Origin of the sequence: Streptomyces sp. SM11 (assembly GCF_002910905.1) — a bacterium.
GTDB lineage: Bacteria > Actinomycetota > Actinomycetes > Streptomycetales > Streptomycetaceae > Streptomyces.
Genome location: NZ_NEUE01000002.1, coordinates 1 through 18,419, shown reverse-complemented (window position 1 = coordinate 18,419; position 18,419 = coordinate 1). Strand labels below are relative to the sequence as shown.

At 71.7% G+C, this 18,419-nt stretch carries 12 protein-coding genes; 8 read left to right on the top strand and 4 right to left on the bottom strand.

The genetic code is table 11. The annotated features are described in order from the left end of the window. Positions 1-42: 42 nt before the first annotated feature. The gene (locus B9S58_RS00095) at positions 43-960 is read right to left on the bottom strand and encodes an ABC transporter ATP-binding protein (RefSeq protein WP_103530109.1); all 918 of its coding nucleotides are present in this window, start codon (positions 958-960) and stop codon (positions 43-45) included. Positions 961-1,125: 165 nt separating this feature from the next. On the opposite strand from B9S58_RS00095, the gene B9S58_RS00090 reads away from it, so the two are divergent. The 4 genes from B9S58_RS00090 to B9S58_RS00080 all read left to right on the top strand — a co-directional run bounded on the left by B9S58_RS00090 (position 1,126) and on the right by B9S58_RS00080 (position 5,504). Further along, positions 1,126-3,009, top strand: a complete 1,884-nt coding sequence (locus B9S58_RS00090) for an ABC transporter ATP-binding protein (RefSeq protein WP_103530108.1) — start codon at positions 1,126-1,128, stop codon at positions 3,007-3,009. After that, the gene (locus B9S58_RS00085; protein WP_103530107.1) at positions 3,006-4,886 is read left to right on the top strand and encodes an ABC transporter ATP-binding protein; all 1,881 of its coding nucleotides are present in this window, start codon (positions 3,006-3,008) and stop codon (positions 4,884-4,886) included. The genes B9S58_RS00090 and B9S58_RS00085 overlap by 4 nt, the downstream gene beginning before the upstream one ends. Positions 4,887-4,980: 94 nt before the next feature. Beyond that, entirely contained in the window at positions 4,981-5,124 is a 144-nt protein-coding gene (locus tag B9S58_RS37695; protein ID WP_181009122.1) for a hypothetical protein, read from the top strand. Further along, positions 5,121-5,504, top strand: a complete 384-nt coding sequence (locus B9S58_RS00080) for a hypothetical protein (protein WP_103530106.1) — start codon at positions 5,121-5,123, stop codon at positions 5,502-5,504. The genes B9S58_RS37695 and B9S58_RS00080 overlap by 4 nt, the downstream gene beginning before the upstream one ends. A 124-nt stretch (positions 5,505-5,628) precedes the next feature. Here the strand turns inward: B9S58_RS00080 and B9S58_RS00075 are convergent, their stop codons facing one another. After that, positions 5,629-6,690, bottom strand: coding sequence for an NAD(P)/FAD-dependent oxidoreductase (locus tag B9S58_RS00075; RefSeq protein WP_103530105.1), 1,062 nt, complete (start codon positions 6,688-6,690; stop codon positions 5,629-5,631). A 3-nt stretch (positions 6,691-6,693) separates the two neighbouring features. After that, entirely contained in the window at positions 6,694-6,843 is a 150-nt protein-coding gene (locus B9S58_RS37690) for a hypothetical protein (RefSeq protein ID WP_181009121.1), read from the bottom strand. A gap of 497 nt (positions 6,844-7,340) precedes the next feature. Between B9S58_RS37690 and B9S58_RS00065 the strand changes: the two genes are divergently transcribed. After that, on the top strand, positions 7,341-9,383 hold the full coding sequence (locus B9S58_RS00065) for a M4 family metallopeptidase (RefSeq protein ID WP_103530104.1): 2,043 nt from the start codon (positions 7,341-7,343) through the stop codon (positions 9,381-9,383). A 92-nt stretch (positions 9,384-9,475) separates the two neighbouring features. Here B9S58_RS00065 and glgP read toward each other — a convergent pair whose 3' ends face one another. Next, positions 9,476-12,145 (bottom strand): alpha-glucan family phosphorylase, encoded by a 2,670-nt coding sequence (gene glgP / locus B9S58_RS00060; protein WP_103530110.1) that lies wholly within the window; start codon positions 12,143-12,145, stop codon positions 9,476-9,478. A gap of 685 nt (positions 12,146-12,830) precedes the next feature. Here glgP and B9S58_RS00055 point away from each other — a divergent pair. The 3 genes from B9S58_RS00055 to B9S58_RS00045 all read left to right on the top strand — a co-directional run bounded on the left by B9S58_RS00055 (position 12,831) and on the right by B9S58_RS00045 (position 18,194). Continuing rightward, complete coding sequence (locus B9S58_RS00055; RefSeq protein WP_103530103.1) at positions 12,831-14,849, top strand: alpha-1,4-glucan--maltose-1-phosphate maltosyltransferase; 2,019 nt, start codon at positions 12,831-12,833, stop codon at positions 14,847-14,849. Next, entirely contained in the window at positions 14,846-16,552 is a 1,707-nt protein-coding gene (gene treS, locus B9S58_RS00050) for a maltose alpha-D-glucosyltransferase (RefSeq protein ID WP_103530102.1), read from the top strand. Before B9S58_RS00055 ends, treS begins: the two co-directional genes overlap by 4 nt. Before the next feature lie 220 nt (positions 16,553-16,772). Beyond that, positions 16,773-18,194, top strand: coding sequence for a maltokinase (locus tag B9S58_RS00045; RefSeq protein ID WP_103530101.1), 1,422 nt, complete (start codon positions 16,773-16,775; stop codon positions 18,192-18,194). Positions 18,195-18,419 lie beyond the last annotated feature (225 nt).

The window sequence follows — 18,419 nt, the reverse complement described above, 5'->3', positions numbered from 1 at the left end:
GCGGGGGCGGCGGCAGGTGCGGTGGGGACGTCGGGGTTCAAGTCAGGCGTCCTGTCCGGTGAGGTCGAGGAAGGCCTCGTCGAGGCTGGTCTCGGTGATCCGCAGCCGCCGGGCGGTGACGCCGAGTTCGGCGAGCAGGGAGATGAGCGGGGTGACGGTGTCGTCGGTGGCGTGCAGGACGAGGACGCCGGCGGCGTCGGGCGGGGTCAGCGACGCGACGCCCGGCAGTGCGCCGAGCCGGCTGAGCTCGGGGCCGGTCGGAGTACGGGAGGGGACGAAGGAGACGACGGTGGAGCCGGTGGACTGCCGGATCAGCCCGGCCGGGGTGTCCAGGGCGACGACCCGGCCCCGGTCGATGACGGCGATCCGGTCGCAGAGTCGCTGGGCCTCCTCCATGAAGTGGGTGACGAGCAGGACGGTCACCCCGCTGTCGCGGATCTCCTCGATGAGCTTCCAGGTGTCGCGGCGGGCGCGTGGGTCCAGGCCGGTGGTCAGCTCGTCCAGTACGACGACCTTCGGGTCGCCGATCAGGGCGAGCGCGATGAACAGGCGCTGCTTCTGGCCGCCGGAGAGCTGGACGAACCGGGTGGTGAGCCGGTCCGCCAGACCGAGCCGGTCCGCGAGCGGACGCCAGTCGGCGGGCGCCGGGTAGAAGGCGGTGTAGAGCTCCAGCGCCTCCCGTACGGTCAGTTTGGCCTGGAGCTCGCTCTCCTGGAGCTGGGCGCCGAGCAGTCGCGTCACCCGGTCGTGGTCGGCGACGGGGTCGAGCCCGGCGACCCTGACCGTGCCCGCGTCGGGGATGCGCAGGCCTTCCACGCATTCGACGGTGGTGGTCTTGCCCGCTCCGTTGGGGCCGAGGATGCCGAAGATCTCCCCCTCGTCGACGCAGAAGGAGACGCCGTCGACCACGTCGCGGCCCGCGTAGGTCTTGCGCACCCCGTTGACTTCGATGACTGCCATGCCCCCAGGGTTCCGGCGGGCGGGCGTGGGCGGTATCCGCCGTCACGCTCGACGGTGCGTCAACCGATCGGTTGATCCGGGGTACGACCGGACGTGCCGGAGCGGCCCCGGGCGGAGGGAAATTGGCAGGACCGATGTCAGTGGTGAAACGTAGGGTCGCCCCTGATGCCCGAAAAGCCTGCAGAGCCCACGGACCGGTCCGCCGTGCGCTCCCTCCTGCGTCTGTGGCCCTATGTCCGACCCGTGCGGGTGCGCCTGTTCACCGCCGCCTTCGTGGCGATCCTGGCGTCCTGCCTGGGGCTGGTGATCCCGCTGGTCCTGAAGTGGATGGTGGACGGTCCCGTCGCCGACCGCGATCCGGGCGGGGTGTGGCTGGGGGCGCTGTATCTGCTGCTGCTCGGCATCGCGGAGGCGGTGCTCTTCGGGTTCCGGCGGTGGCTGGTGGCGCGCCCGCTGGCCGGGGTCGAGGCGTCGATGCGGTCGGATCTGTACCGCCATCTGCAACGGCTGCCGGTCGCCTTCCACGACCGCTGGGCCTCGGGTCAGCTGCTGTCGCGCGGGACGACGGACCTGATGCTGCTGCGGATGTTCCTGGCGTTCCCGCTGACCTTCCTGATCGTCAACGCGACGACGATCCTGGTCGGGTTCGTCCTCCTGTTCGCCCAGGACTGGGCGCTCGGTCTGGTGCTGCTGGCGCCCGCGGTGCCGCTGATGATCCTCTGCTCGCTGTTCGAGACGAAGTACTCGGTGGTCGCGCGCCGGGCCCAGGACCAGGTCGGCGATCTCACCACGGTCGTCGAGGAGAGCGTGCTGGGCATCCGGATCGTCAAGGGCTTCGGCCGGCACCGCAGCCAGGCACAGGCATTCCGGGCGCTGTCGCACCGGCTGCGCACCACGGAACTGGGCAAGGCCCGGCTGCTCGCCGGGATCTGGGCGCTGATCACCGCCATCCCGGAGCTGGCGATCGGCGCGGCGCTGGTCCTCGGCACGATCCAGGTGGCGGACGGATCGCTGTCCGCCGGCACGCTGGTGGCGTTCCTCTCCACGGCGCTCGCCCTGCGCTGGCCGGTGGAGTCGATCGGCTTCCTGCTGGCGATGAGCCAGGAGTCGGCGACCGCCACCGACCGGTTCTTCGAGGTGATGGACGTCGCGGAGGAGCCAGGGGCCGTCGCCGTACCCGAGGAAGGGCCGGCCACCGCCGCCGGGATGGTGTTCGAGGGCGTCGAGTTCCGCTACCCGGACGCGGACCCGGGCTCGCCGCCGGTCCTCGCCGGGATCGACCTGCACATCCGGCCCGGCGAGACGCTGGCCCTCGTCGGGGGTACGGGGTCGGGCAAGACGACGCTCACCGCTCTGGTGCCCCGGCTGCACGAGGCGACCGGCGGACGGATCACGCTGGACGGTGAGGACATCGCCACGATGGAGCGCTCGCGGCTGCGGGGGCTGGTGTCGGTGGCGTTCGAGGAGCCGACACTGTTCTCCGCGACGGTCGGCGAGAACGTGACGATGGGCGCGGCCGACGCGGACGAGCGGCAGGTGCGCCGGGCGCTGTCGGTGGCCCAGGCCGACTTCGCGCACGAGCTGCCGCACGGACTGGACACCGAGGTCGGCGAGCAGGGCCTGAGCCTCTCCGGCGGCCAGCGCCAGCGCCTGGCGCTGGCCCGCGCCGTGGTCGGGGAGCCGCGCTTCCTGGTGCTGGACGACCCGCTCTCCGCGCTGGACGTGCACACGGAGACGCTGGTGGAGGCCGCACTGCGGCAGGTCCTGGAGCGGACGACGGCGGTGGTCGTGGCGCACCGGCCCTCCACCGTGATGCTGGCCGACCGGGTGGCGCTGCTGTCCGGGGGCCGGATCGCCGCGGTCGGCACCCATCAGGAGCTGCTGCGCGACAACGCGGAGTACGCCTGGCTGATGTCGGGCGCCGAGCACGGCGATCCGGCCCGCGCCCGCGAGGGCGCCGGATTCGCCGGCGCCGAGCACCAGGACGAGGACGAGGACGACCGGGGCGCCGTCCGGCAGGCCCCCGCCGAGGAGGGCAGTGCCCGATGACCACGACCACCGACGACGCCTCGTTCCCGGCCGCCGCCGACGACGGCCCGCCGAGGAGTACGGCCGCACCCGAACGGCAGCTCTCCGGCGACCCGTTCGATCAGGACGACCTCCCCGCGCCGCCCGGATCGACGAGGACGCTGCTGTTCTCGCTGCTGGCCCCGATGCGCGGCCGGGTCGCGGTGACGGCACTGCTCCTGCTGGTCCAGCAGATCGCGATGCAGGCGGGCCCGCTGCTGGTGGCGTACGCGATCGACCGCGGGGTTCCGGCGTTCCGGGACCACGACTACGGGCCGCTGATGGCGGTCGCGGCCGGCTACGCGCTGTGCTCCGTCGGCGCGGGCGTCCTCCAGTACGGCTTCATCCGGGCCGCCGCGCGGATCAACCAGGACGTGCTGCTCGATCTGCGCGGCCGGATCTTCCGGCACGCGCAGGCGCTCAGCGTCGACTTCCACGAGCGCTACACCTCGGGCCGGCTGATCTCGCGCTCCACGACGGATGTGGAATCGCTGCAGGAGCTGCTGAGCGAGGGGCTCCAGGAACTGATCGGCGTGGTCCTGTCGTTCGTGTCGATCTCGCTGGTCCTGCTCTGGCTGGACCCGGGGATCGGCGCGATCGCCACGCTCTCCTTCGTACCGCTGTATCTGATGGTCCGGATGTACCGGCGGCGGGCGTCCGTGGCGTTCACGGCGCGGTCGACGGCGATCGCGGCGGTGATCGTGAAGTTCGCGGAGACGATGAACGGCATCCGCCCGGTCCAGGCGTTCCGCCGGGAGCGGAGCAACGACGCGGTGTTCGGCGCGCTGAACAGCGCCCACGAGCGGCGCAACGGCGACGCGATCCTGGAGATGGCGCGCTATGTCGTCGGCTCGCGGCTGATCGCGAACACGGCGGTGGCCGGCATGGTCCTGTGGGGCGCCTACCGGGTGGCGGACGGGACGCTGGCGCTCGGGGTGCTGGCGGCGGCGGTGCTGTATCTGCGCCGGCTGTACGACCCGATCGACCGGCTGGGGATGTTCCTCAACTCCTACGAGTCGGCGGCCGCCTCACTGACGAAGATCGCCGGCCTGCTGGCCCAGACCCCGAACGTCCCGGAGACCGACCGGCCGAAGGAACTGCCGCCGCGCTCGGGCGATCTCCCGGGCCGGGACGTCACGTTCGACGGGGTGCGGTTCGCCTACCGTACGGGCGGCGAGGTGCTGCCCACCTTCGACCTGCACATCCCGGCGGGCCGGACGGTGGCGGTCGTCGGCTCGACGGGCGCGGGCAAGTCGACGCTCGCCAAGCTGCTGGCCCGCTTCTACGACCCGACCGACGGCCGGGTCCTGCTGGACGGCACGGACCTGCGCGACCTGGACACCGCCGAGCTGCGCCGGGGCGTGGTGATGGTGACGCAGGAGGCGTTCCTGTTCTCGGGGACGGTCGCGGAGAACATCGCGATCGGCCGCCCGGACGCCACCCGCGAGGAGATCGAGCACGCCGCGAAGGCGATCGGCGCGCACGACTTCGTAGCCGCCCTGCCGGACGGCTACGACACCGACGTACGCAAGCGGGGCGGGCGGATCTCGGCGGGCCAGCGGCAGTTGGTGGCCTTCGCCCGGGCCCTGCTGGCGAACCCGGCGGTGCTGATCCTGGACGAGGCGACGAGCTCCCTGGACATCCCCGGCGAGCGGGCCGTGCAGCGGGCCATGGACACGGTGCTGCACGGCCGCACGGCGGTGGTGATCGCCCACCGCCTCTCCACGGTGGAGATCGCGGACCGGGTGCTGGTGATGGAGCACGGCCGGATCGTGGAGGACGGCGCGCCCTCCGAACTGATCGGCGGAACAGGGCGGTTCGCGGGGCTGCACCGGACATGGAAGGACAGCCTGGCCTGAGGAGGGCGCTTCCGGATCCGCGACCCCGTCAGTACATCGGGTTGTCTGATACCGCTCCAGGGGTATCAGGCCGGAGGAGCCCTGGAGGAGCAGCGTGCGCGAACCGTCCGCCGATCGTGTCCTGACGGCACTGTGGGGTCTCGTCTCTCTGATCACCGGTGCGTCTCTCGCCCTGGTGGCCTACGTCTACGCCGACAAGATCGGCGACCCCACCCATGACCAGGAAGCGGAGCAGTGAACGCCCTCATCGACTGGCTCGGCATCCCGCCTGTGTTCGTGCTCGCCCTGCTCGGCGCGCTGGTCGGCATCCTGCCCGTCATCGTGGCCGCATCGGGCCGTGCGGCGGTGGACGCCCTGCACGACCGCGAGGGAAGGACCTCGCGCCTGCTCACCGCCATCTCCGACTGGTACTACTTCTCCAAGCCCGACACGCCCGAAGGGAAGCAGCCCCGCAAGCGGCCGGGCGTCCACAAGGTTCAGCGGCGCATAGTCCTGGAAAGGATCACCGTCACCGTCGCCCGCACATGCGACGCATACCGGGAGATGGGCTTCCACCGGACCGGGCACCCGCTCTCGGCCGAGCAGTTCGACAGGCAGGCCGCCCGGACCCGCGCCTGAGCCCCGACCGCGCGAGCTCCGGACCGTCACGGCAGGCGGCGCACCGCACCCTGCGGGGCCGCGCGGCACAGGCGCGCCGACCACGGGGGCACCGCCGCCCCCGGGCGCCCGCACAGACCCGCCCTCATCCCGGCAGTAGCCGCACCGCCCCATCGCGCAGCCGGGTGCGTTCCGTACTCATGAAGCGGTGCAGGGTCCGGGAGGCGAAGGCGGTCCGCTGGGCACTGCGGCGGCGTTCGCGGTCGTAGGCGCGCAGGGCCCCGGCGACGCCCTCCGGGCCCGGGGGTGCGACGGCGATCGCACGGGTCAGCGCGTCCGCGTCCAGGATCGCGGTGCAGGCGCCCTGACCCAGGTTGGGCGTCATGGCGTGGGCCGCGTCGCCGACCAGGGCCACGGGGGCGGGCCGGACGCCGGTGGAGACGAAGGAGGGCAGCGCCGGGTGGAGGTGGCGCATCTCGTAGCGGATCCAGGCGGCCGGGTCGGTGGCGTCGAGGATGCGCGGGATCGGGTCGTGCCAGCCGGCGAAGGAGGCGCGCAGTTCCTCGGCGGTGGTGGCCTCGGGCACGATGGCGTACCAGTTGGTGCGGCCCGGCTCGACCGGGGTGAGCCCGAAGAAGCGGCCGCTGCCCCAGGTCTCGCCGTGTACCGGGCTCCCGAAGTCGGCGATACCGATCCAGGCGACGGTGCCGACCCGGCGCGGGCCGCTGCTCCCGCCGAAGCGGGCGGTGCGGACGGCGCTGCGGATGCCGTCGGCGCCGATCACCAGATCCTGCCCGGCGGCGAGGGCGTCCACATCGGTGACCCTTTCGCCGAGCCTGAGCGGAACATCCCCGAAGGCCTCGATGCCGGCGAGCAGGGCTTCCAGCAGGTAGGGCCGGGCGATGAGGAGTTCGGGACGGCCCGCCCTGCGTTCGATGCGCTCCAGCGGCAGGCGGGCGAGGGACGTCCCGTCCGGGGTGCGGATGTGCGCGTCGCGGTAGGGCACGGCATGGTCGCGCAGCGCGTCGCCGACGCCGAGCCGGTCGAGCGCGGACTGCGCGGTGGGGTGGATGCCGAAGGCCGCGCCGTACCGCTCCAGTTCGGTGCGCCGCTCCAGCACCGTGACGCTCCAGCCCGCACGGCGGAGTCCGATCGCGGTCGCCAGACCGCCGATGCCCGCGCCGACCACGGTCGCCGTTCCTGTCATGTCTCACTCCCGAAGCTCGTCGATCCGAAGCTCGTCCGGACGCCCGGCGGGGCGCCGGGCCAGCTCGAAGCCCGCGAAGTCCCCGCTCGCCCGCCCGTCACCCCGCAGCGGGCCGCCGTCGGCACCCTCGCCCCGCACGCGGCGGTCCCGCATCCGCCGACGAACGGCCCCGGCACACTAGCGGCGGCGGGCTGGACGACCCGGACCGTTTCGTGCGCGCCCTCCTGGACGCGGTGTACCCGCCGGGAGCGAAGGCCAGAGCGCTCCGACCGCTCCCCCCCCTGGCAGCATCCTGACGGACCGGCATGTTCCGGCGTGCGGATCTGGCCAGAACCCGACGCTGTCTCATCAGGCGGTCAGCGCACCCCTTCCCGCCCGCGACGCCGAGGCGCCCGTCGCGCACGAAACCTGTGACCACCCTGAAAGTACCGGACTCCGCAACGACCGGTAACACTGCGGCAATGACCGGTGAAACGTCCGCTTAACGAACATGACCTTTCCGGCAACGAACGAAAATCGGCCAACTTTTTGACGCGGTCCTGACAGGACCGGTCATCTGCTGACACTGTTCACCCCGTTCTGCGCACCGCCTGCACCGTCCGGACGGCCCGTCCAGCGCCGCCGGTACCCCCCTCGCAGAAGGAGTCCGCGTGAGATCCACGCCCAGCCGTCGCGCCACCGCGACCGGCGCTCTGATAGCCGCCGCAGCCCTCATAGCCGTCGCCGTCCCGTCCGGCGCCGCTACCGCCACCCCCGCCCCCGCGTCGGCCCCGCTCGGCGGCATCACCGCCGGCACGAAGGCCGACCCCGGCGCCCTGCCCGCCAAGCTCTCCCCCGCCCAGCGCGCCGAGCTGCTCAGCGAGGCGAACGCCACCAGGGCGGCCACCGCCAAGGAACTCGGCCTCGGGTCCACGGAGAAGCTCGTGGTCCGCGATGTCCTCCAGGACCGCGACGGCACGACGCACACCCGCTACGAGCGCACCCTGAACGGGCTTCCCGTCCTCGGCGGCGACCTCGTGGTCAAGGAGTCCGCGGCCGGGGCGACCGAGGGCGTCAGCAAGGCGTCGAGGGCGACCAGCGCGCAGCTGAAGGCCGTGGGCCTCACCGCCGACGTGGCCCCGGCCGCAGCCGAGACGCAGGCGCTCGGCGCGGCGAAGGCCGAGGGCTCGAAGGCGAAGAAGGTCAGCGAGGCCCCGCGCAAGGTGGTGTGGCTGGGCAGCGGCTCCCCGCGGCTCGCGTACGAGACCGTGGTCGGCGGGCTCCAGCACGACGGCACCCCGAACGAGCTGCACGTGATCACCGACGCCACCTCGGGCGAGAAGCTCTACGAGTGGCAGGCCGTCCACAACGGCACCGGCAACACGCAGTACAGCGGCCAGGTCACCCTGGGCACCGCGCCCTCGTACACCCTGACCGACACCACGCGCGGCAACCACAAGACGTACAACCTGAACCGGGGTACCTCCGGCACCGGCACGCTGTTCTCCGGCTCGGACGACATCTGGGGCGACGGCACCCCGCAGAACTCCGAGACGGCCGGCGCGGACGCCCACTACGGCGCCGCGCTCACCTGGGACTACTTCAAGAACGTGCACGGCCGCGACGGCATCCGTGGCGACGGCGTCGGCGCGTACTCCCGCGTCCACTACGGCAACAACTATGTCAACGCCTTCTGGCAGGACAGCTGCTTCTGCATGACGTACGGCGACGGCTCGAACAACGCCAAGCCGCTGACCTCCATCGACGTGGCCGCCCACGAGATGACCCACGGCATCACCTCGAACACCGCGGGCCTCATCTACAGCGGTGAGTCCGGCGGCCTCAACGAGGCGACGTCCGACATCTTCGCCGCCGCCGTCGAGTTCCACGCGAACAACGCCCAGGACAAGGGCGACTACCTGGTCGGCGAGAAGATCGACATCAGGGGCAACGGCACCCCGCTGCGGTACATGGACAAGCCCTCCAGGGACGGCTCGTCCAAGGACTACTGGTACGCGGGCATCGGCAACGTCGACGTCCACTACTCCTCGGGCCCGGCCAACCACTGGTACTACCTGCTCTCCGAGGGCAGCGGAGCCAAGACGATCAACGGTGTCGACTACGACTCCCCGACCTCCGACGGACTGCCGGTCACCGGCATCGGCCGGGACAAGGCGTCGCTGATCTGGTTCAAGGCGCTCACCACCAAGTTCACCTCGAACACGAACTACGCCGCTGCCCGCACCGGCACGCTCGCGGTCGCCAGTGAGCTGTACGGGGCCACCAGCCCCGAGTACGCGGCCGTGGCCCACGCCTGGGCCGGCGTCAACGTGGGCGACCGCCCCGGCGGCGACCCCGACCCGGGCGGCGAGGTGTTCGAGAACACCACCCCGGTGAACATCCCGGACGCCGGTGCGGCCGTCACCAGCTCGGTCACCGTCTCCGGTGTGGCCGGCAACGCGCCGAGCGACCTCAAGGTCGGCGTGGACATCACCCACACCTGGCGCGGTGACCTGGTCATCGACCTGGTGGCCCCCGACGGCAGCGCCTACCGGCTGAAGAACTCCTCCGGCGGCGACTCCGCGGACGATGTGGTGGCGACCTACACGGTCAACGCCTCGTCCGAGGTGGCCAACGGTGTCTGGAAGCTGAAGGTCCAGGACCGCGCGCGGTACGACACCGGGCGGATCAACAGCTTCAAGCTCACCTTCTGATCCCACCGGGCCCACCGGCCCGCGGGGAGCACGCACACGGAACGGCCCGGGAGGAGTTCACCCCCTCCCGGGCCGTTCGCCATGGCGCGCGCTCAGCGCAGCAGCACGCCCGCGCCCTCCCCCGTCGCCTCGGTCGGCAGTGCGACCAGGCCCAGTTCGGCGCCGGTGGCCAGCAGCTCGTGGGCGGGCAGGACGCGCACGGTGTAGCCGTACGGTCCCGTCCGGTCCAGGGCGAGCGGACCCTCGTACAGCCAGCGGTCCTCCAGGTCCTGGCCGCCCGCCGGCTTCAGCGGGAATACCTGGGCGTCCGCGATGGCGTCGCCGGAGTCGACCCGGCCCGCGACCACCTGGACCTCCACGTCGTCCGGGTCCAGTCCGCCGAGTGCAACCCGCACCCGCAGCGCCAGGGTGGCGCCGAGCTCCGCCGAGCCGCCCGCCGCGGTGTCGGTCACCGACTCCACATGGTCGACGGAGACCCCGCGCCAGGCCGCCCTGACCTTGGCCTTCCACCGGGCCAGGTCGCGCGCGGTCCCGGGCTCCAGGGCCCGCCGGGACTGCGCGGCGGGGGCGTACAGGCGCTCCGTGTACTCACGCACCATTCGCCCCGCGAGCACCTTCGGCCCCAGGGAGACCAGCGTGGAGCGGACCATCTCGATCCAGCGGCCGGGCAGGCCCCCGGCCCCCCGGTCGTAGAAGCGCGGGGCGACCCGGTCCTCGATCAGGGCGTACAGGGCGTTCGACTCCAGCTCGTCGCGGCGGTCCTCGTCGACCGCCGAACCGTCGGCGGTAGGGATCTCCCAGCCGAAGTCCGGGTCGAACCACTCGTCCCACCAGCCGTCGCGCACGGACAGGTTCAGGCAGCCGTTCAGCGCCGCCTTCATCCCGCTCGTACCGCACGCCTCCAGCGGGCGCAGCGGGTTGTTGAGCCAGACGTCACAGCCCGGGTAGAGCTTCTGTGCCATGCCCATGCCGTAGTCCGGGAGGAAGACGATGCGGTGGCGCACCCGTGGGTCGTCCGCGAACCGGACCAGCTCCTGCACCAGCCGCTTGCCGCCGTCGTCGGCGGGGTGGGCCTTGCCCGCGACGACGATCTGGATCGGGTGCGTCGGGTGGAGCAGCAGCTCCCGCAGCCGGTCGCGGTCGCGCAGCATCAGCGTGAGCCGTTTGTACGAGGGGACCCGCCGGGCGAAGCCGATCGTCAGGACGTCCGGGTCGAGGACGCCGTCGATCCAGCCGAGCTCGGCGGTGCCCGCGCCGCGCCGGCGCCAGGAGGCGTAGAGGCGGCGGCGGACCTCGGTGACCAGCTGTCCGCGCAGGTCCCGGCGCAGGTCCCAGATCTCCTGGTCGCCGATGCCGGTCACCGCTTCCCAGCGGCGGGGGGTGCCACTCCCCGAGGAGGCCTCGTCGGGGACCGGGCCGCCCGCCAGCACCTGGTGGGCGCGGCCCTCGCCGACCTGGCCGGCGCCGAGCCGGAACACCTCGGGGGCGACCCAGGTCGGTGCGTGGACCCCGTTGGTGACGGAGGTGATCGGCACCTCGGCGGGGTCGAAGCCCGGCCAGAGCCCGGAGAACATCTCCCGGCTGACGGCCCCGTGCAGGGTGGAGACGCCGTTGGCGCGCTGGGCGAGCCTCAGGCCCATCACCGCCATGTTGAACAGCTCCGGCTCGCCGCCGGGGTAGGTCTCGGTGCCGAGCCGCAGGATCTTCTCGACGGGTACGCCGGACAGCTCGCCGTCGTCGCCGAAGTGGCGGGTGATCAGCTGCCGGTCGAAACGGTCTATCCCGGCGGGCACCGGGGTGTGGGTGGTGAAGACGGTCCCGGCCCGGACCACTTCGAGGGCGGCGTCGAAGTCGAGCCCGGTGGCGCCCAGTTCACGGATGCGCTCCAGGCCGAGGAAGCCCGCGTGGCCCTCGTTGGTGTGGAACACCTCCGGCTCCGGGGTGCCGGTCAGCCGGCACCAGGTGCGCACCGCGCGCACCCCGCCGATGCCGAGCAGCATCTCCTGGAGCAGCCGGTGGTCGCTGCCGCCGCCGTACAGCCGGTCGGTGACGTCGCGTTCGCCGGGGGCGTTCTCCTCGACGTCGGAGTCGAGCAGGAGGAGCGGCACGCGGCCGACCCGGGCCAGCCAGACGCACGCGTGCAGCGAGCGTCCGCCGGGCAGGGCGAGCACCACCCGGGCGGGGGTGCCGTCGGCCTCGCGAACCAGGTCGAGCGGGAGTTCATTGGGGTCGAGGACGGGATAGTGCTCCTGCTGCCAGCCGTCGCGCGAGAGGGTCTGGCGGAAGTAGCCGTGCCGGTAGAGCAGACCGACGCCGATGAGCGGGACGCCGAGGTCGCTGGCGGCCTTGAGGTGGTCGCCGGCCAGGATGCCGAGGCCGCCGCTGTACTGGGGCAGTGCCGCGGTGACGCCGAATTCGGGTGAGAAGTAGGCGACGGCGGAGGGGAGTTCCACTCCGGCGGCCCGTTGTTCCTGGTACCAGCGGGGGCCGTCGAGATACTCGGCCAGGTCGGCGGATGCCTCGGTGAGGCGGGCGAGGTACTCCTCGTCCCCGGCCAGTTCGGTGAGCCGCCGGGCGGACAGCGAGCCGAGCAGGCGTACGGGGTCGGCGTCCGCGGGCCGCCAGCCCTCGGGGTCGGCGGACCGGAAGAGCTCACGGGTCTCGGTGTGCCACGACCAGCGCAGGTTGCGCGCGAGGTCGTGGAGGGGTCGGAGGGGTTCGGGGAGGACAGGACGCACGGTGAATCGACGAATGGCCTTCACGTACTCCACCTTTACAGGGGACTTGCGCATCCGAGGGGACGCACGACGGCGTGCGTCCCTTCCGTCACCCCTGACGGTAGCGGCCGTCCGTGGCGGGCTGCCACGGCGCGCGGACGGCGTACGAGGTCCCGGAGCGGCCGGTACGCGCCTCCTCACAGAGGTACCTCGCGCCCCGCCCGTGATCCTCCGCCACTCCGTTCACCTGGGGTTTGGCCGATTTCACCACCGTACGCAGCCTTGTGGACCTCCCTGCCACAGGGAAGGCTGCCGGGTGGCGCCGCAGAACGGGTATCCGGAACCCGCGGGGGCGCTTCGGACTCCCCTCGCCCACCGGGGGCGTGCGCGCCGCGTGCGGCGGGGCCCGAGCGGTCGGCTACGACCGAGTAGTTAACACAGCGCCGGATTTCCCGCTCTCGGACGCGGGGAAGGCTTCCCCGGTACACGGCGCGACCCGGCCCGCAGACGTTCTCCGTGCATCTCGAAACATGCACGAAACCCCCGCGACCCACCCATTCGAGTGCCATTCGAGTGAACGCGGACAGGAGCGGCCATGCCCACAGCCCGTCAGCAGACAGCTGAGCAGCTACAAAGGACAGATCCCCGTCTTCGCGGCACACGCGGTCGGTCCTCCGCGCCCGTGCCGTCCCCCGTGCACGCCGAGCTCCTCCAGCCCTCAGGTGATTCCATGATCGGTCGTATTCCCGTCCTGGACGTCCGTCCTCTCGTCGACTGCGGCAGACGGGCGGCGAAGGCCGTTGCCGGTGAGACCTTCCAGGTCACCGCCACCGTCTTCCGCGAAGGCCACGACGCGGTGGCCGCCAATGTCGTGCTGCGCGATCCGGGCGGACGGGTCGGGCCGTGGACCCCGATGCGCGAGCTGGCCCCGGGGACGGACCGGTGGGGAGCGGAGGTCACCCCGTCGTCCGAGGGCCGCTGGACGTACACGGTGGAGGCCTGGAGCGATCCGGTCACCACGTGGCGGCACCACGCCTCGGTCAAGATCCCGGCGGGCATCGACACGGACCTGGTGCTGGCGGAGGGCGCGGCGCTGCTGGAGCGGGCCGCCGCGGGCGTCCCGAAGAAGCACGGCCGCGAGGCGGTGCTGGCCGCGGTGGACGCGCTGCGCGACACCGCCCATCCGCCGGCCGCCCGGCTGGCCGCCGCCCTGACCCCGGCCGCCGGCACCGTCCTGGCCCGGTATCCGCTGCGCGAACTGGTCACCCGCTCCAAGCCGCTGGCGGTGCGCGTGGAGCGCGAGCGGGCGCTGTTCGGGTCGTGGTACGAGCTGTTCCCGCGCTCGGAGGGGGCGCGGCGGGTGCCGGTGGACCCGGCCGACACCTCGCCGGGCGCGGAGACCCGGCTGGTCAGCGGCACCTTCCGGACGGCCGCCGAGCGGCTGCCCGCGGTCGCCGCCATGGGGTTCGACGTCGTGTACCTGCCCCCGGTCCACCCGATCGGGACGACCCACCGCAAGGGCCCGGACAACAGCCTGACGCCCGGGGAGCACGACCCGGGTGTGCCGTGGGCGATCGGTTCGCCGGACGGCGGGCACGACGCGGTCCATCCGGAGCTGGGCACGCTGGAGGACTTCGACCACTTCGTGTCGGTGGCCCGGAACCTGCGGATGGAGATCGCGCTGGACTTCGCGCTCCAGTGCTCGCCGGACCACCCGTGGGTCAAGGAGCACCCCGACTGGTTCCACCACCGCCCCGACGGTTCGATCGCGTACGCCGAGAACCCGCCGAAGAAGTACCAGGACATCTACCCGATCGCCTTCGACAAGGACATGCGCGGTCTCGTGGCGGAGGCGGTGCGGATCCTGCGCTTCTGGATGGACCGCGGCGTGCGGATCTTCCGGGTCGACAACCCGCACACCAAGCCGGTGGTCTTCTGGGAGAAGGTCATCGAGGAGATCAACGGCGCCGACCCCGACGTCATCTTCCTGGCGGAGGCGTTCACCCGCCCGGCGATGATGCACACGCTCGGCGCGGTCGGCTTCCAGCAGTCGTACACGTACTTCACCTGGCGCAACACCAGGCAGGAGCTGACGGAGTACGTCACGGAGCTGTCCGGCGAGGCCGCCTCGTACATGCGGCCCAACTTCTTCGTGAACACCCCCGACATCCTTCCCGGCCACCTCCAGGAAGGCGGCCGCCCGGCCTTCGAGGCACGGGCGGTCCTGGCCGCGACGCTCGCCCCGTCCTGGGGCGTGTACGCGGGATTCGAGCTGTGCGAGAACACTCCGGCCAAGCCGGGGAGCGAGGAGTACCTGCACTCGGAAAAGTACGAACTGCGCCCGAGGGACTGGGAGTCGGCGGAACGCGAAGGCCGCACGCTGACCCCCCTCATCACCTCGCTGAACCGGATCCGCCGGCGTAACCCCGCTCTGCGGCAGCTGCGCGACGTCCACTTCCACCACACCGACAACGAAGCGCTGATCGCCTACAGCAAGCGCTCCGGAGCGAACACCGTTCTGGTGGTCGTGAACCTCGACCCGCACCACACCCAGGAGGCCACGGTCTCGTTGGACATGGAGCGGCTCGGCCTCTCATGGCACGAGCGCGTACCGGTGCGCGACGAGCTCACCGGCGATACCTACCACTGGGGCAGGGCCTTCTATGTGCGCCTGGAGCCGGGCGTCACGCCCGCGCACATCGCCGTCCTGCGACCGTCCCCGCCGACCGGAGGGTCACCCACACCATGATCGTCAATGAGCCTGTCCACGACACGTTCGAGGACACTCCCGCCAAGGACCGCGATCCCGACTGGTTCAAGCGTGCCGTCTTCTACGAGGTGCTCGTCCGGTCCTTCCAGGACTCCAACGGCGACGGAATCGGCGACCTCAAGGGCATCACCGCCAAGCTGGACTACCTCCAGTGGCTCGGCGTCGACTGCCTCTGGCTGCCGCCGTTCTTCAAGTCGCCGCTGCGCGACGGGGGCTACGACGTCTCCGACTACACCGCCGTCCTGCCGGAGTTCGGCGACCTCGCCGACTTCGTGGAGTTCGTGGACGCCTCGCACCAGCGGGGCATGCGCGTCATCATCGACTTCGTCATGAACCACACGAGCGATCAGCACGAGTGGTTCCAGCAGTCCCGCACCGACCCGGACGGGCCCTACGGCGACTACTACATCTGGGCGGACGACGACAAACAGTTCCAGGACGCCCGGATCATCTTCGTCGACACCGAGACGTCCAACTGGACCTTCGACCCGGTGCGCAAGCAGTACTACTGGCACCGCTTCTTCTCGCACCAGCCGGACCTCAACTACGAGAACCCGGCGGTGCAGGAGGAGATCCTCGCGGCCCTGCGCTTCTGGCTGGACCTGGGCATCGACGGCTTCCGGGTCGACGCGGTGCCCTACCTCTACCAGCGCGAGGGCACCAACTGCGAGAACCTCCCCGAGACCCACCACTTCCTCAAGCGGGTCCGCAAGGAGATCGACGCCAACTACCCGGACACCGTGCTCCTCGCCGAGGCCAACCAGTGGCCGGAGGACGTGGTCGACTACTTCGGCGACTACGAGCAGGGCGGCGACGAGTGCCACATGGCGTTCCACTTCCCCGTGATGCCGCGGATCTTCATGGCGGTGCGCCGCGAGAGCCGCTACCCGGTCTCCGAGATCCTGGCCAAGACCCCGGCGATCCCGAAGAACTGCCAGTGGGGCATCTTCCTGCGCAACCACGACGAGCTGACCCTCGAAATGGTCACGGACGAAGAACGCGACTACATGTACGCGGAGTACGCCAAGGATCCGCGGATGCGCGCCAACATCGGCATCCGGCGTCGGCTGGCCCCACTGCTGGACAACGACCGCAACCAGATCGAGCTGTTCACCGCGCTGCTGCTGTCGCTGCCCGGTTCCCCGATCCTCTACTACGGGGACGAGATCGGGATGGGCGACAACATCTGGCTGGGCGACCGGGACGCGGTGCGCACCCCGATGCAGTGGACGCCCGACCGCAACGCGGGGTTCTCCTCCAGTGATCCGGGGCGGCTCTACCTCCCCACGATCATGGACCCGGTCTACGGCTACCAGGTCACCAACGTCGAGGCGTCGATGGCCTCGCCGTCCTCGCTGCTGCACTGGACGCGCCGGATGATCGAGATCCGTAAGCAGAATCCGGCCTTCGGTCTCGGCGAGTACACCGAACTGCCCTCCTCCAACCCGTCGGTGCTGGCGTTCACCCGCGAGTACAAGGACGACCTCGTCCTGTGCGTGCACAACTTCTCGCGGTTCGCCCAGCCGACGGAGCTGGACCTGCGATCGTTCAACGGACGTCATCCGGTGGAGTTGATCGGCGGGGTACGCTTCCCGGCCATCGGCCAGTGGCCCTACCTGCTGACCCTTGCGGGACACGGCTTCTACTGGTTCCGGCTGCGCAAGGACGCGCCGCCGGCCTGATGCCGGGCCTGCCCGTGCGGGACGGTTTCCGCCGTCCCGCACGGGGCACTCTGACCCTCATCGGGCCTTCTCGGCTCACCGATCGAGGCTTCACGGTTCCGCCGTTCGAGTCCGTAAGGACCCTCCTCTCCCGACACGTCCCGCACAGCCGGACAGCCATTGCCGCAATCCGGGACACTCTTCGCATCCTGTGGTGTGCCCGGGGAAAGGACGCGATGCCATGTCGGAGGCTGCATCCACTCACGTCGCCCTGGCGAAGAGCACGAGGATCGGCGCAACGCTCAGCAGTACGTCGGACGGGGCCCTGCTCCCGTCCCTCACCCCACTCCTGCACGCATGGCTGCCCCGGCAGCGGTGGTTCGCCGGCAAGGGCCGGCCGGTCACCGGCTTCTCCCTGGTCTCCGCGACCGAGATGCTGCCGCTGGACGGCACGACGGGCCCGGGGCTCCTGCACCTGCTGGTGCGGGTCGAGCAGCCCTCCCGGCAGGCCCGCCCGGCCGAGGACTGCTACCAACTGCTCCTGGGTGCAAGAACGTCACTGCCACCGCTGCTCGCGGGCGCTCTGATCGGCCGGGTGGAGCGGGGCCCGCTCGCCGGACGGACCGTCTACGACGCCCTGCACGACCCGCGGCTGGCCGATCTGCTGCTGGAACGCTTCCGCGCCCCCGGGCGCCTCGGCTCGCTGCGCTTCGAGCGGACCGCCGCGATCCCGGCCGGTCTCACGCCACGGGTGCTGGACGCCGAACAGTCCAACTCCTCGCTCGTCTACGGGGACGCGTTCATCCTCAAGATCTTCCGGCGCGTCTTCCCGGGCACCAACCCGGACCTGGAACTGCCGCTCGCCCTCAGCGGCGCGGGGTGCGAGCGGGTGCCGGCCCCCGTCGCCTGGTTCGAGGCGCCGGGCCCCGAGCCACTCACCCTCGGCGTCCTCCAGCCCTTCCTGCACGGCGCGCGCGACGGCTGGCAGCTCGCGCTGGCCGCGCTCGCCGCGGGCCGCGACTTCCTGCCGGAGGCGCGGGCGCTGGGCCGGGCCACCGCCGAGGTGCACACCGCGCTGGCCACCGCGCTGCCGACCCCGGCGCTGCACGGCACCCAGACCCGGCAGCTCGTCGCCCGGATGACCCAGCGACTGGAGGCCGCCGCCCACGCGGTCCCGGCGCTCGTGCCGCACGTCCCCGGACTGCGCGCCGCGTTCGAGGCGGTGACGGACCTCGGGGTGCGGGGCAGCGGCTGGGCCCAGCAGCGGGTGCACGGCGATCTCCACCTCGGGCAGACCCTGCGCTCCGCAGACGGTTTCTGGTCACTGATCGACTTCGAGGGCGAACCGGCCCGCCCGCTGCCCGAGCGCCGCAGACCCGCGCATCCGGTGCGCGATGTGGCGGGCATGCTGCGCTCCTTCGACTACGCGGCCCGCTCGCACCGCCCGTGGAACCCGGAGTGGGCGGCCCGCTGCCGTGCCGCCTACTGCGAGGGCTACGCGCAGACCTCGGGCACCGACCCGCGCGGCGAACCGGAGCTGCTGCGCGCCCACGAGACCGACAAGGCCGTGTACGAGGTGCTGTACGAGGCCCGGCACCGACCCGACTGGCTGCCGGTTCCGATGGCGGCCATCCAACGGCTGGCCCAGTCCGCCGCGGCCTGATCCGGGCCGCACCCACCCTCTCCCGCGCGTCCCGCCCTTCCCGTACCTCCCGTGTGTCTCCCCTCCGCCCGTGTTTCCCCCTCCACCCTCCGAGGAGGCAGTCCCTGTGACCGCCCGCAAGCCGTCCCGCAAGGCATCCCGCAAGACCGCCGACGTGCCTGTCGAGGTCCCCGCCGAGGCTGTCGTCGAAGTCACCGCCGAGGCCGCCGTCGACGTGGCTCCCGC